The 14,574-nt window shown below is 46.1% G+C and carries 14 protein-coding genes; 5 read left to right on the top strand and 9 right to left on the bottom strand.

Features of this window, described 5'->3' with window-relative positions:
• Positions 1–3 precede the first annotated feature (3 nt).
• The 3 genes from ACRN9H_RS14245 to ACRN9H_RS14235 all read right to left on the bottom strand — a co-directional run bounded on the left by ACRN9H_RS14245 (position 4) and on the right by ACRN9H_RS14235 (position 2,542).
• Complete coding sequence (locus tag ACRN9H_RS14245) at positions 4–1,545, bottom strand: efflux RND transporter periplasmic adaptor subunit (protein WP_432314634.1); 1,542 nt, start codon at positions 1,543–1,545, stop codon at positions 4–6.
• A 21-nt stretch (positions 1,546–1,566) separates the two neighbouring features.
• Positions 1,567–1,827 (bottom strand): heavy metal-binding domain-containing protein, encoded by a 261-nt coding sequence (locus tag ACRN9H_RS14240; protein WP_432314632.1) that lies wholly within the window; start codon positions 1,825–1,827, stop codon positions 1,567–1,569.
• 277 nt (positions 1,828–2,104) lie between these two features.
• Positions 2,105–2,542 (bottom strand): hypothetical protein, encoded by a 438-nt coding sequence (locus ACRN9H_RS14235; protein ID WP_432314630.1) that lies wholly within the window; start codon positions 2,540–2,542, stop codon positions 2,105–2,107.
• Positions 2,543–3,131: 589 nt separating this feature from the next.
• Here ACRN9H_RS14235 and ACRN9H_RS14230 point away from each other — a divergent pair.
• A complete protein-coding gene (locus tag ACRN9H_RS14230) occupies positions 3,132–3,695 on the top strand; it encodes a NapC/NirT family cytochrome c (protein ID WP_432314628.1) in 564 nt (187 codons plus the stop codon).
• Between the two features lie 83 nt (positions 3,696–3,778).
• Here the strand turns inward: ACRN9H_RS14230 and ACRN9H_RS14225 are convergent, their stop codons facing one another.
• Both ACRN9H_RS14225 and rsmD read right to left on the bottom strand, forming a co-directional pair.
• A complete protein-coding gene (locus ACRN9H_RS14225; protein ID WP_432314626.1) occupies positions 3,779–4,063 on the bottom strand; it encodes a DUF1145 domain-containing protein in 285 nt (94 codons plus the stop codon).
• Entirely contained in the window at positions 4,038–4,706 is a 669-nt protein-coding gene (gene rsmD / locus ACRN9H_RS14220) for a 16S rRNA (guanine(966)-N(2))-methyltransferase RsmD (protein ID WP_432314625.1), read from the bottom strand. Before rsmD ends, ACRN9H_RS14225 begins: the two co-directional genes overlap by 26 nt.
• 214 nt (positions 4,707–4,920) lie before the next feature.
• Between rsmD and ftsY the strand changes: the two genes are divergently transcribed.
• The 4 genes from ftsY (at position 4,921) to rpoH (ending at position 9,221) form a co-directional block, all read left to right on the top strand.
• A complete protein-coding gene (gene ftsY / locus ACRN9H_RS14215; protein WP_432314623.1) occupies positions 4,921–6,447 on the top strand; it encodes a signal recognition particle-docking protein FtsY in 1,527 nt (508 codons plus the stop codon).
• A gap of 3 nt (positions 6,448–6,450) precedes the next feature.
• Positions 6,451–7,167, top strand: a complete 717-nt coding sequence (ftsE, locus tag ACRN9H_RS14210; RefSeq protein ID WP_432314621.1) for a cell division ATP-binding protein FtsE — start codon at positions 6,451–6,453, stop codon at positions 7,165–7,167.
• Positions 7,164–8,129 carry a permease-like cell division protein FtsX gene (ftsX, locus tag ACRN9H_RS14205; RefSeq protein WP_432314619.1) on the top strand — a complete coding sequence of 322 codons (966 nt, stop codon included), beginning with the start codon at positions 7,164–7,166 and terminating at the stop codon, positions 8,127–8,129. Before ftsE ends, ftsX begins: the two co-directional genes overlap by 4 nt.
• A gap of 234 nt (positions 8,130–8,363) precedes the next feature.
• Positions 8,364–9,221 carry an RNA polymerase sigma factor RpoH gene (gene rpoH / locus ACRN9H_RS14200; RefSeq protein ID WP_432314617.1) on the top strand — a complete coding sequence of 286 codons (858 nt, stop codon included), beginning with the start codon at positions 8,364–8,366 and terminating at the stop codon, positions 9,219–9,221.
• 81 nt (positions 9,222–9,302) lie between these two features.
• Here rpoH and menE read toward each other — a convergent pair whose 3' ends face one another.
• The 4 genes from menE to menD are packed head-to-tail and all read right to left on the bottom strand — an operon-like array spanning position 9,303 to position 14,354.
• Complete coding sequence (menE, locus tag ACRN9H_RS14195; RefSeq protein ID WP_432314615.1) at positions 9,303–10,715, bottom strand: o-succinylbenzoate--CoA ligase; 1,413 nt, start codon at positions 10,713–10,715, stop codon at positions 9,303–9,305.
• Between the two features lies 1 nt (position 10,716).
• Positions 10,717–11,811 (bottom strand): o-succinylbenzoate synthase, encoded by a 1,095-nt coding sequence (gene menC / locus ACRN9H_RS14190; protein ID WP_432314613.1) that lies wholly within the window; start codon positions 11,809–11,811, stop codon positions 10,717–10,719.
• Between the two features lie 27 nt (positions 11,812–11,838).
• The gene (gene menH / locus ACRN9H_RS14185) at positions 11,839–12,633 is read right to left on the bottom strand and encodes a 2-succinyl-6-hydroxy-2,4-cyclohexadiene-1-carboxylate synthase (RefSeq protein ID WP_432314611.1); all 795 of its coding nucleotides are present in this window, start codon (positions 12,631–12,633) and stop codon (positions 11,839–11,841) included.
• Positions 12,633–14,354, bottom strand: a complete 1,722-nt coding sequence (gene menD, locus ACRN9H_RS14180; protein WP_432314609.1) for a 2-succinyl-5-enolpyruvyl-6-hydroxy-3-cyclohexene-1-carboxylic-acid synthase — start codon at positions 14,352–14,354, stop codon at positions 12,633–12,635. The genes menH and menD overlap by 1 nt, the downstream gene beginning before the upstream one ends.
• Between the last annotated feature and the right edge of the window lie 220 nt (positions 14,355–14,574).

Here is a 14,574-nt window from a genome sequence, read left to right as displayed (position 1 = left end):
CTCCTAGTGCTGATGACCGCTGCTTAAACGCATTAAGCTGCCCTTGAGGCTGGCTTCGGAATCGAGTAAAAATTGTCCTGATATCACCACACTTTCACCTTCGGTTAAACCTGAGATAATCTCTGCTTTACCTTGACTCATCATGCCAACGGTGACGACCTTGGCGGCAAAACTATGGTCGTCTTGTCTGACAATGACACGATTCTCTTTACCGGTTTGGATTAAGGCTTCCTGAGGGATCACGAGGGCGTCTTTATTGGGGCCACCAAAAAGGGCGACTTTAGCGAGGGTTTTGGGTCTTAGGTCGATCTGGGTATTATTCAACACCACTCGAACTCGTAGGCTACGGGTGACAGGATCAAGCTCAGGGTAGATATAATCGATCGTGCCCTCGATACCGCTGACGTTCATTGCTGGAACGGCAATGTTGGCTTTCTGGCCTTTGGCAATCCAACTTTGTTCATTTTCAAACACATCGGCTATGACCCATACCTTGGATAAATCGACTAACGACATGACCTCAGTGGATGGGTCAATATACATGCCATCTCGGATTGAAAGTGTTTCAACCACCCCATCCTGCTGTGCATAAAAAGGTACCCGATATTGGGTTTGGCGCGAACTCGCTAAGAGTTTGATCTGTTGTTCGTTAAACCCAAGGAACGACAATCTTAATCCCGCTCTGCGAACCAGATCTTGATATCTTTGGTTACCAGACGTTTTCGCTGTATCTAAAGCGAGTAGGTAATCATCTTGAGCATTGACCAAATCGGGTGAATAGATCTCATAAAGAAGCTGACCTTTTTTGACAGTGTCGCCCACGGATTTGACCATGAGCTTTTCAATCCAGCCGGTGACGCGGGCATGGATATGGGTGATCTGGCTTTCGTCGTAATCGATTTGACCGACGGTTTCGACGAATTTCCACAGTGTGTCGCGTTCAACCTTGGCAACTTTGAGTGCCAGCGCTTGCTGCATACTGCCGGAAACATTGATATTGATTTCTTGGGTATTGCCGCCCGTTTCGACCTTTTCTAGGTTCATGCCGCAGATAGGGCAAGTGCCGGGTACGTCACTGATAATGTGGGCATGCATAGGGCAAACGTACTTAATTGTTGTCACATTATTTTGGGCTTTAACTACACTGTCGGCCTTAGGTGTTGGGGTATCGAATACCTGACTCGACGCTTTCGCTGCCAAGGTTTGCCCATGCTCAGAGGCTTGGTGATCTGCGGCTTGATGCTGCGCATGCTCGGCCGCAGAGTTCGCGGCATCTTGTTTCTCAACTAAAAACATATTGCACTGAGGGCAGCGACCAGGCTCATGGCTGAGCACTTCAGGATGCATAGGGCAAGTGTAGGTTTTGACTTGATTTAACGGATTACTCTTCGGCGCTGTTGCAGAATTTACTGCCGCTTCGGTCGCCACTGGCTGTTGTGTGCTCGCCAGTTGGGCATGGCTCAACCAAGGCGTACCTAAGAGTAAGCTACTCAAGATTAGTACGGCTTTAGGGGTCTGCTTTTTTACGGTTTTAAATGAATTCATATGCCTCATCTCCAGCCTAGCTTAGTGGTGTTTGTGGTCGTTTTTTGCCGCACCTTCAGCTGGTTTTGCTTCTACTGCCTTTGGCTCTAAGTTCATACCACATTGAGGGCAAGTATCCTCTCTGCTGCCAGTCACTTCAGGGTGCATAGGGCAAACATGGGTATGGGCTTGTTGCTGTGGATTGGCATTGTCGTGTTGATGTGCGTGCGGCGCGGCCGTCGCAAACACGCTTGTGCTGGTCAGCAAGAATGCGATTAAGGCGAGATTAGTTAGTGTTTTCATATTATTCACTCCACCGGATTAACGGCCGAATACGAGCGCATAAACGTCAGTGAGCACAGTGGATCAAAGCGGTTCGCTTCGATAGACGGATTGATGCCACAATTTGGCATTCAGCTCAGTAATCAACGTTTTGCTAGACTCGGGTGCACGATTTAATGATAAGGCACCACAATAAACGGCTAAATAGGGCGTTAGCTTAGGGCTAACAGTATTGTCGTTTTAGCTTGGTCGTTTGGCTTTTTTAAGGGTTGATTTGCCCAATAAGCACAAAGTAGGGCTAGGCTATCGGTGGTTTAAAGGCCGAAGACAAAGAGATAGAGTGGAAATGAGGCATAGGAGTGGCCATTGCAGTATCGCTCATGCTCACACTTGGCCAGAGGTGTGGGCTGAATAGAGTGCCAGCGACTGAAATCGTCAAACAATGACCACAATCATTTGAACATGATGTGGTGCCATCACAGCAATGCTGTTTCGCGCCGGGAAGCATTTTATCGTTGCAGCAATCCGCGTTGGCCATTGAATGTGAGTCAGAAGGGTTCTCCGTGTCCATCTGCATCATTGTAGCGTGGTACATTTGGGAGGAAACCTCATGATCCATCGCACTCATATCCATAGTGTGTGGCACCATGGCGTGACCATTAGACACGACACTTTGCCCGACGAGTGCGAGTAGAGTGAATATGACTAAAAAGTAACGACCGAGTGTGTGATGCATAAGTCTTCCAAATGATGAACGGCTCGATTCTAGCATAGCGATGTTTAGCTGTAATGATTTAACTCACACTTCAGTTAACGCCTCAATTTAAATATCTAATTCATCTAAATTAGCCAATAGAATTTCTGACTCGCAGTTTTGTCTTCAACGGGCTTATCATGAATATGACTGCGTATTTTAAGAGACTCAAATTGATCGTAGAAAGTTTCATTTCGAACAGTATTATTCGGCTTACCTGCGTTTACCATTTATTTCTGCTTCACTCTTAAGGTGCAATAAACATGGTGGTGATCACATTTCTGTTTTCTAGAAAATAAATTTCTAGTTCTAGATTATCAAGGGAAAACCTGACTATAAAAAATCGGTAACTTGCGATTATCGGGTGATTGCATTAGCTTTAGTTAAAGTGCATCACAGTTCAGCTAGCGGTTTTTACCAAATGATGTCCAAATAGTTAGAGCTAAGTCTCATTTTGCGCTTTAAGGTTAATGCAATCAGCAAATTTCTGCTTAAAATCAAATTTCTAATAAATGAAAGAACATAAAATAGTCTTATAAAAACTAATTTTGACAATTTTGGAGATAGAGTGATGAACTGGCGTGCACTATTTAAACCTAGCGCGAAATATTCAATCCTGGCGCTACTGGTCGTCGGTATTGTGATCGGTGTTGTGGGCTATTTCACAACACAGCAAACATTACACGCGACCAGTACAGATGAGTTCTGTATGTCTTGCCATAGCAATCATTCGCTTAAGGATGAAGTGTTGGCTTCTGCCCATGGCGGCGGCAAAGCGGGGATTACGGTTCAGTGTCAAGACTGTCACTTACCCCATGGCCCAGTCGATTATTTGATCAAAAAAATCATCGTATCTAAAGATTTATATGGTTTCATGACAATTGATGGCTTTAACACTCAAGCTTGGTTAGATGAAAATCGTAAAGAACAAGCAGATAAAGCGCTGAATTATTTCCGTGCGAACGATTCTGCTAACTGTCAGCATTGCCACACTCGTATTTACGAGAATCAGCCAGAAACTATGAGTAAAATGGCTGTAAGAATGCACTCAAATAACTTCAAGAAAGAACCTGACGCGAGAAAGACCTGTGTTGACTGCCATAAAGGCGTAGCACACCTCTATCCAAAAGGATAAGGTTTAGCGATTAAGTTTCTTAATTGATAGCCATTAAAAAGCCCTCTGTTGAGGGCTTTTTTTGTCTGTGTCTGAGTACTCGGTTAATTCGCTTGAGTCATCACTTTTTGCCGATAAGTTAACAGGCTGAAAATTCCGAAGATAAACACTTGTAGATAATCTTGTTTCGTTAATGGCAGCAAGGTCTTAAACAGCATGTGGAAAATCGCGACTTGGAAGCAATGCATCATGCAAGTAATGGCAAACAGGATATTTAAAATAATCGCCACATTGCCTTCAAAGGGGGTGACTAAGTTGTAGGCCATCATCAACCATGCAATCAGAGTGATGGCTTTACCTAAGTTAATTAATAAGGGCATGGTTTTCATCTTCGATGGGCTCAACAGCGGTTTCTGAGTGATATTGATATAAACGGTAGCTCACTTGCCCCGCATTCTTTTCTTTTAAGGCGTGCCAGCGAGAAGGGATAGCCAGTTGCATCAATTCAGACTCGATTTCGACATAAATCAGCGCACCATCATTGAGCCAACCTTGAGTATCGAGCAGTTGAATCGTCTTTTCTGCCAATCCCTTACGAAAGGGTGGATCGATAAATACCAGATCGAAACCTTGCTCGCAGCCCCTTTGCAGTACCACTAACGTATCAGCATTGAGCACGTCGGCCTTATCGCATTTAAGGGTTTGTAGATTTTCTTTTAATTGCATGGCTGCGCTGCGTTGCAACTCGATAATTTTGGCGAAACTGGCATAACGAGATAGGGCTTCGAGTGCTAATGCGCCGCTCCCGCCAAAACAGTCTAGCACGCGAGCATTAACAACACTGTTGGCTAACCAGTTAAAAAGCGTTTCGCGCACTCTATCTGGTGTTGGTCTTAAGCCATCGAGATCCTGAATAGGTAAGCGACGCGAACGCCATTGCCCGCCAATGATCCGCACTTGTCCACTGCCGGGTTTATTTTTGGCTGTTTGACCCTTGGTCACATTATTTTTGACCGTTCGATGATTAACCAAAGTGCCCCCGTGATTTTGCCTGAAGAAAGAAAGTGGTAGACTGTGCCACCTTAATAAAGGCCGCTATTTTATATCAAAGTCTCACTAAAAGGTGAGAAGGCTGAGTGAGCTTAGCTAATTGCCGACTTTTCGGGCGTAATTTCCGAGGCAATCTGGTATAACATCAGGGTCTTATTCAAAAATTCAACACTGAAGTAGAGCGCTGGAATCACACATGGCAAAGAAAGGTTTTTTCTCCTGGTTTCGTAAAGATAAGTCACAAGATGAGGTCGTCGCTGAAACGCCAGTTGTTACTCCAACACAAGACACTGAAGCAGCACAGCGTGTAGCGCAGGAACAAGTAGAGGCACAGCATTTAGACGCTGACGCTCAGGCGGCCGCAGAAGCGCTGGCAGTAGAACAGTTAGCTGTCGAGCAGGCGCAAGCCGAGCGTATTGTCCAAGAACAAGCAGCCATCGAGGCCCAGTGTTTAGCCGAGCAACAAGCCGAAGCAGCACGTATTGCTACCGCTCAGTTAGAAGCTGAACAATTGGCAGCACACCAGTTAGCGGTTGAGCAAGCCGCCGCAGAGCAATTAGCTCAAGCAGAGGCGGCGCGTGTAGTTGCCGCTCAGCTAGAAGCAGAATTACTCGCAGCGGAACAAGCTGAACTTGCCCGCTTGGCCGCTGAAGCCTTAGCGGCAGAACAACTTGCTGGCGAAGCACTAGCACGTGAGCAAGCAGAGTCTTTAGTTCAGCAACAAGCTGAAACTGAGCAAACTGTTATAGCCGTTGCTGAATTACAACCAGAGCCGCAGGCTAGACCGGTTAAAGAAGGCTTGTTTGCTCGCCTGAAGCGCGGCTTAATGCGTACCAGCGAGAATATTGGTAGCGGCTTTATCGGACTATTTCGCGGTAAAAAAATTGATGACGATCTGTTTGAAGAACTCGAAGAGCAATTATTAATCGCCGACGTGGGTGTCGAAACCACTACGCGATTAATTAAGAATTTGACCGAGCATGCCTCACGTAAACAGCTTAAAGATGCCGAAGCTTTATATGAATTGCTGCGGGATGAGTTGCAAAAAACACTCGATCCTGTCGCTATCCCGTTAGTACCAGATAATGCCAACGGCCCATTTGTTATTTTAATGGTGGGTGTTAATGGTGTGGGTAAAACGACCACCATCGGTAAAATGGCCAAACAGTACCAGAGCCAAGGTAAATCAGTGATGTTAGCTGCGGGTGATACTTTCCGTGCCGCCGCGGTTGAGCAGCTACAAGTTTGGGGACAGCGCAACGACATTACCGTGATTGCCCAGCATACAGGCGCTGATAGTGCTTCGGTATTGTTTGATGCCTTACAAGCCGCCAAAGCGCGTAAAGTCGATGTATTGATTGCCGACACAGCGGGTCGTTTGCAAAATAAAGCACATCTAATGGAAGAATTGAAAAAAGTCGTACGAGTAATGAAAAAGCTCGACCCCGATACACCACATGAGGTCATGCTGACACTCGATGCCAGCACAGGACAAAATGCGATTAGCCAAGCGCAATTATTCCAAGAAGCCGTAGGTGTAACGGGTATTACCATCAGTAAGTTAGATGGAACGGCTAAGGGCGGTGTTGTGTTTGCGATTGCCGACAAGTTTAATATCCCAATCCGTTATATCGGTGTTGGTGAGCAAATTGATGATTTGCGCCCCTTTAATTCGAAAGAATTTATCGAAGCCTTGTTCACCCAAGAAAAAGTGGATAGCTAATTTATGATTGATTTTCAGCAGGTCAGTAAGATTTATCCTGGCGGCCAAATGGCGCTGGAAGATGTGAATTTTCATCTACAACAGGGTGAAATGGCATTTTTAACCGGCCACTCGGGTGCGGGTAAGAGTACGCTGTTGAAATTAATCACAGTTATTGAGCGCGCGACGACTGGCCGCGTGGCGATTAATGGCTTCGACATTGCCAAGTTAAGCGCTAAACATGTGCCGTATTTACGCCGTAATATCGGGATGATTTTTCAAAATCATCACTTGTTAATGGATAGAAGTGTTTTTGATAACGTCGCCTTACCGCTGGTGATAGAAGGTTTTTCCCATGGTGAGATCCGTAAGCGTGTGGCTGGCGCCCTCGACATGGTGGGGCTATATGGCAAAGAGCGTCATAACCCAGTCATGTTGTCAGGCGGTGAGCAGCAACGTGTCGGTATTGCCCGTGCCATTGTGAACAAACCGCTTTTACTACTTGCCGACGAGCCAACGGGTAACTTAGATCCCAAGCTATCGATGGATATTTTACGCTTATTTGAAACCTTTAATGATGCCGGCACTAGCGTGCTCATTGCCACCCACGATTTGGGATTAATCGCGCGGATGAAATATCGCACTTTTACGCTTAAACAGGGACGTATGTTGGACACGCAAGAGCTACATCACAGCCTGCACGCGCGTAGCACACCGCTTAATAGAGGTGAAGGCCAATGAGCACTAGCGCAAAATTAACGCGTAGTAAATTACCCTTTTCGGGGCGGTTTGTGATGTTCTTTATTCGTCATGCGCAGCAAGCGATGGCGAGTCTTGGTGAGCTCTGGCGTAATCCAATATCCTCTGTGATGACGATGGCTGTACTCGGTGTGAGTTTGAGTTTACCGGCAGCCTTACAAGTATTAGTCAAAAATGCGGAAACCATCACTAGCTCGTGGAATAGTGCCGCTGAGATTTCCTTGTTTATTGATGATAATCGCAGTGACCAAACAATCCAGAGTTTGTTGACGCGTATTGGTACTTATTCTGAAGTTGATAAAGTGCTGTATATCGATAAAAATCAAGCTTTAGAGGAGTTTCAACGCCTGTCAGGGTTTGGTGAAGCCTTGGCCTATTTGGATCAAAACCCCTTACCGGCCGTTATAACCGTGACACCGACTAAGCGTTATTCAACGCCAGCGGGGGCGAGAGAGTTATTAACTAAACTAGAACGGGAACCTGAGATTAGTTTTGGCCGTTTAGATATTGAATGGTTAGAGCGTTTACAAGCTGTGGTTCGTCTGCTCGAGCGGACTGTGATGGCCATTGCGGCTCTCCTCATATTGGCTGTGGTATTAGTGATTGGTAATACTATCCGTCTTGCGATTATGAATCGACGTAGCGAAATCGAAGTGATGAAATTAGTCGGCGCAACCGAAGCTTTTATCCAACGTCCGTTCCTTTATACAGGGATATGGTACGGGGTTATTGGTGGCATATTAGCTTGGCTTATTATTAACTTATTAGTGTGGTATCTCGATTCGGCGTTGGCAGAATTGCTAGGGCTGTACGGTAGCCAGCTCGAAATGAAATCACTGACGTTTACTGAGCTATTACAGTTAGTCGGTCTAGCATCGTTTTTAGGTTGGTTGGGTTCGTATCTATCGGTTCGTCAACATATACGCGCTATTGAGCCGTCGTAATCACTAACTTGTGAAGTTAAAAAATAGCGAAAAAGTCGCTAAAAAAATCCACAGTGATGAACTTTTTTTCACTTGATATGTCTATTTTAACGAGTTAAAAAGGCTATCGGTAAACGCGCTAAGGTTGACATAGTCTGTCAATTAGCCGATAGTTCGTCAGCTTATTCTTAAGGTGTTTCGTTAACAAACCCAAGAATACACTCGTAAGTAGTCTGATAAAATGTAGGAGAGCGAATGACCTTTCAAACGCAATCAATGGCACTGACTGTCCCACAGGGCGCCAGTAGCCTAGAAGCTTATATCAATTCAGTGACTAGCATCAGCATGCTGGATGCTGAGGCTGAGTATGAGTTAGCCAAGCGTTTGCAGGAAACAGGCGATCTGCAGGCGGCGAAGCAACTGATTATGTCGCACTTACGTTTTGTTGTGCATGTCGCAAAAGGCTACTCAGGCTACGGCCTGCCACAGGCTGACTTGATCCAAGAAGGCAACATAGGTTTGATGAAAGCGGTTAAACGCTTCGATCCTGATGTTGGTGTGCGTCTGGTGTCTTTTGCTGTGCACTGGATCAAAGCTGAAATCCATGAATATGTGCTGAAAAACTGGCGCATTGTTAAAGTTGCCACCACTAAAGCGCAACGTAAGTTATTCTTTAATATCCGCAAAGCGAAAACTCGCTTAGGTTGGTTCAGCGATGCTGAAGTTACTATGGTTGCGGAAAATCTCGGTGTTTCTAAAGCTGATGTGACCGAAATGGAATCACGTATGGCGGCGCAGGATCCTGCATTTGATTTGACTAATGATCAAGATGAGGAGCATGACTTTGCTCCTGTGCATTATCTAGAAGATCATTCGTCAGATTTAGCGGAGAATATCGAAAACGACAACTGGGAATCCGATTCTCAAGGTCGTTTATTATCGGCGATTAAAACCTTAGATGAGCGTAGCCAGCATATTCTGCGCGCCCGTTGGTTAGATGATAATAAAACGACACTGCAAGAACTGGCAGAAACCTATCAAGTGTCGGCTGAGCGTATTCGCCAACTTGAGAAAAATGCCATGAATAAGCTAAAAGCTTGTATGGAAGCCTAAGTCGCGTTAATTACAAGTGGCTCAACCATAAAAAAACCTGCTGCGGCAGGTTTTTTTGTGGTTGAAATTCAGGTTAATAAATTAGCCACCAGCAAGGCTAGCAATCAGTGATTTTCGGTTCACTTTCAGCCCTGTCTGCTCACTACTCTCTGGCCATGAGTAATATTGTCTTGGACGTTTGAAACGGGCGATTTTATCGGCGAGAAATAATTCGAGTTCGCTGGTTATCGCCTCAGGCTGACGAGCTAAACTACCGCGAATAATGGCGGCGGGAAGATGACCAAATATATCGTCAGGTATGGGGAAAACGATAGCATCGTCTATTTGTGGGTGCTGCTTTAGTGCGGCTTCAATTTCTTCAGGCTGGATATTTTCGCCGCCGCTGATAAACATATTATCGACGCGGCCGAGGATGCGTAGATTACCATTCTCGTCCCATTCCCCCCTGTCTTTGGTATAAAACCAGCCATCTTGATCAACGCACGCTTGTATTCCATCGGGAGTGAGATAGCCCATAAATAGGCAAGCGCCGCGCACCCAAATAACACCGTCTTCGATTTTAAGCTCACGTTTGGGGAGTAATTTGCCACTGCTGCCGTCGCTTAAGGCGGGACCCGTGGTGATCTGCGAGCCCATTTCTGTCATGCCGTAACTGGTGTAGCTGGCGATATTACGCTGCTTAAGTTGCGTGAGTAAGTCGAGTGAGACGGCGCCGCCACCGAGTAATAAGGCTTTGATGCTTTCAAGCTTGCTACTGGTGCCGGTTAATAGTTTATTCAGCTGCGTAGGTACCAGAGAGAGATGACTTAGTTTATCTTGGTCAATTTGTTGGCTTAGACTAAGCGCATGATCTGGCATGACAACACTGGCACCGACTAAGGCGCAGCGATTTAATATTGCCAGACCACCAATGTGGAATAAGGGGAGTGATAGTAACCAAGCATCACCTTGTTCTAGCGCTATTAAGCTGCGAGCACCCTCAGCGTTGGCAATATGGTTAGCTAGGCAATGGACGGCTGCTTTGGGAAAGCCACTGGAGCCAGAGGTTAAAATCACATTGGCAGGACGTGACACATCGACAGGTTGAGGTAAGTCGGTGCTAACGCATTCAAAATCTAACTCTAATAGACGACAGTGTTGTAACCCAGTATTTTCCTGACTCCAAAAATAGCCTATCTGATGACTATCGATTAAACCTTGGATCTGCGTTAGGGGGAAACGTGGTGAGATAGGGAAAAAGATTGCCCCGATATCGATACAGGCCCAGTAGAGGCAAATCATCTCCAGATTATTACTGGCAACGCAAGCGAGGGATTGCCCTTGGTTGATACCCGCAGCACTTAACTGCTGATTAAGTGCGATAACGCGCTGACTTAATTCAGAGTAACTAATGTATTGTCCTGCCCGCTTGATGGCCGTTTGCTGTGGAAACGCAAGCGCAGCTTGGTGCACCGGTAACAGTGCTAACGACTTTGATAGGCGAGCATCTGGCAAATTAGTTTTCCTCACACTTTGGGACATCAAAATCATTTTGCTGCGTTAAATCAAGGGTGTGTTGTGCAATAAGCTCAAGTTGCGCCAGTGTCAGGCAGTGTTTTTTACCCGATGATATTAATAAATCTTGGCTAAAGGCGCTTAGGGTATCGAGTCCAGGGATTTCATCGGGAGTAAGGATAGTGGCTACATGAGCTAAATCGTGAATACCTACACTGCTCTCAAGGCTTGAACTGATAATACAACGTACGCCATAGCTTTGCGCCTTATCGATTAAATCAGCGAGCTTTTCGAGAGTGCCGAGCAACATAGGTTTAATCACCAGTGCTGTTAGACCTTTTTGCATCTCAAATTGATATGCGGGATCATTAAGCGACTCATCGAGGGCATATGGCATCCCAATCGCTTGATAAAATTCCACATTATCCTTTGGGGTATGGCAAGGTTCTTCAATGTATTCAATAGAATCTAGGGGGAGACACGCGGCAAACTCGATCGCTTGCTCGAGTGTAAAGCCTTGATTTGCATCTAAGCGTAGTTTGAGGTCTGGGCGGATACGTAGAATGCCATAAATGAGTTTAAGCTCATCTTCAATTGAGGACTGAGCCACTTTCACTTTCACTGAGTGAACGTCCATGCCAAGCGCAGCAATTTTGTTATCGAGTAAGTCTGTATTTGCATCCGTAGGATGATAAATCAAAGGAACAGTCGCGCTTTGCGGGCGGATAGCATCAAGTTTACCCATTAACTTGGCATGTAATAGACTTAGACCGAAAGCTAAGGAAGGGTAAGCGCTAGTGTCGGCATATTCCAGTAATGTGTCGAGATGCTGACCGCAGAGTTGCGGTAATAACTCAGCTAAAGAGTGTTGCACTTGAGCTAGCGATTCGCGGCTAAATCCTGCTAAGGCTTGTTGATTGATATCAATGCCAGAGAGTGGAGCAATGTCGACTTCGACTTGTCGATACTCGTCCTCTAAACGGACACTGGCTTGCAATACTAATCCAGCCCGGTGATCAATCCGTTGCTTGCCTACGGGTAATAATACGTCGAGCGGTAGTCGATATTGATACAGGCTAAGCGAAGTTAAGATCATATATTTCCTACATTTTAATACCATTATTTACCCAAGCAGCTTAATTATTGTTGAGCTTAATGCCTCGGGAGCAGCTTGGTGTATGTTGTGCCCAGCGCCGCTAATACTGTGGACGAGAATGGGCGCATGTAATTGCCACTCTTGAGCGAGGGCGTGGAACTTAGCATCTTGGCTGCCGGCAAAGAAATGGCATTCACAGGCAAGTTGTGAAGGCACATCCCATAATGAAACTTGGCGCGCTAATGAGGTGGCTAAGAATACCTGTTTAAGTATTTGCTTAGGATGCATGTCCAATATATGGGTTCGATATTCGATTAATCTTTTCCGTTTGGCGGCGCTCATATCGGCAAATACGGGCTGCAGGTACCACAAGCTTAAAAAATCTTTACTATTAAGATTGAGCAAACGTTCGGCCCACAGGGCATCACTTTGGCTTCTGGCGAGTTTTTCCTGCGGATCTTTAAGCCCTGGATGACAGGACTCGAGATTAAGACTCAATAATCGCTGCGGATAGGCTTTAGCAAGATGCAGGGCAATGCGCCCCCCTAATGAATAACCGTAGAGATGAAACTGGCCGTTACTTAGACTAAGGCTATCAAGCCGCATCATTATGTCTTGCGTGCAAAAGTTAAAATCAAACTTAGCCTCAGTCGCCCCCTCAGCTTGATTATCCCCATGGCCTGCAAGGTCTACACAAATACAGTGAAAGTGCTGACTTAGCGTAGGAATTAACGGCAACCAATCGGCCTTAGTGCCTAACAAGCCATGCAGTAGCACTAAGGTCGGTAGTGAAGCGTCACCGTAACGGGCCATGATTGGCATTAGCTTTGTTTCACCCATAAGTTGAGCGCGGCGATTTGGTCGCTGGCTTGGTTTTGGCTCACGTTGACCTCAATGATCGAAGCCCCCTGAAAATCTAGCGCCTCATTATAGCTATCTTGAAAATCGGCTAAATTATCCACTTGATTATAGGGCAAATTAAACATAGCTGCGGCATAGCCAAACTCTAAGCCGTGGCTGAGTCGATAATAATCACTACGAATTTTCTCATTCGGTACGGGCAATAAGTTGAAAATATTACCGCCATCGTTATTGAGAATGACGATGACTAACGGGCTAGTTAAGCTTTTAGCAATCGCTAGCGAGTTAAGATCGTGCAATTGCGATAAATCACCAATGATCAAACTAGTGGGTTTACCTGCGTGAGCCGCAATGCCACATGCAGTAGCAAGTAAGCCATCAATCCCTGATGCGCCACGATTGGTGAAGGTGGTCGCTGTGCAGCAACTCACGGGGGCATACATGTCGTACAAACGTACTGGTAGGCTGTTCCCGATAAAAAGCTGTTGTTCTAGCGGGCGTGTATTGGCGATCGCCCGTACTACTTGTGCTTCACCAAATTCACCATGATCGATATTGCGAACAAATAAGTTATGCAATTCATCGTTATAGGTAATTAAGGTATTTGCCCAGTTTGCTGAGGATGAGCGATACCAGTTCAATGCTGCAAACTGCCCTGCATTAGCATGCCAAATGTGTTTGGTATTGTGGCTAGGGTCGAGCCGGTCTTGTTCGGGTAACACTTGCCAGTAACTGTGCCAATTTTGCTCGGCTAAATATCCAATCAAGCGTTTTGATAATAAACGACCGCCGAATACCAGCACGCGATCGGCTTCTTGTAATAAATTGCGCGCCCTTGGGTGTTGCAGCAGTTGGTCGATGTTGCCAATGACGGCAGGGTGCTGACGCAGTTGTGACTGTGCATCAGTGAGAAGCGGCCAGCCAATTTTTTGCGACAAGGCAATGAGCTGCTGTGGATCTTGCTCTGGTGTAAGCGTACCGACAACAATTACACCTTTACCGTGGACGAACCGCATAATGGCATCATCACTTGGGCTACTTAGCTGTTTACTCTTGCCATATTGAGTATAAGGGTGCGTTAACTGTAGCCAAGAGTGTAGCGGTTTGAGGTAGGGCGATTCTGCATCGAGAATCGCACCACTAAGTTCACTTGGATATAAAGGCTCACGATACATACAGTTAATGTGCACAGGACGAGTTTGATTCGCTACTGCCTCATCGATGGTAGTGAGCAACGCTTGCGGTGCAATGTGTGTATCCGGCGTAGGTAAATTCACTTGCATGGCGTAATTGGCAAAAATACCGGGCTGGACTATCGCTTGGTTGGCGCCGCAGCCGAGTAATTCTGACGGCCGATCGCCGCTTAAGACGATTAAAGGCACATGCGTTAACCATGCTTCAACGATTGCGGGATACAAGTTGGCGACGGCAGTGCCTGAAGTGGTAATAATAGCGACGGGTGATCGGCTGGCTTTGGCTAGCCCTAAGGCCATAAAGCCGAGTCCACGTTCGTCGAAATGCAGGTGACGCTGGAGTTTAGTTTGCTGGGCGGCGGCGAGGGTTAATGGCGTTGAGCGCGAGCCCGGTGCCATACACACATGTTGCACGCCAAGACGTGCTAATTCCTCAAGAATAAGGGCGCCCCAAATAAGATTAAGAGTGGCTGTATTTTCGGTCCGCATAGCTGAATCTATTAGGATAAAGATGGGCTTAGTGTAACGTGTTTGCGGCGTAAGATGTATGTTTGGCTTAACAATTTCGCCAAGGGTTATCTACAGGGCGGGATCATACTTTGTTACAGTAGGGAACTTCTTCGTATCTGCATGATCTGATCGGACATGTTATTCTACTGAGCCTAATCCATGTCTTTATTTGAACACTTGAAACTCATCGAAGACCCTC

The sequence above is a fragment of the Shewanella sp. MF08487 genome (assembly GCF_050848685.1).
GTDB lineage: Bacteria > Pseudomonadota > Gammaproteobacteria > Enterobacterales > Shewanellaceae > Shewanella > Shewanella glacialipiscicola.
This window is presented reverse-complemented; position numbering and strand designations above follow the sequence as displayed.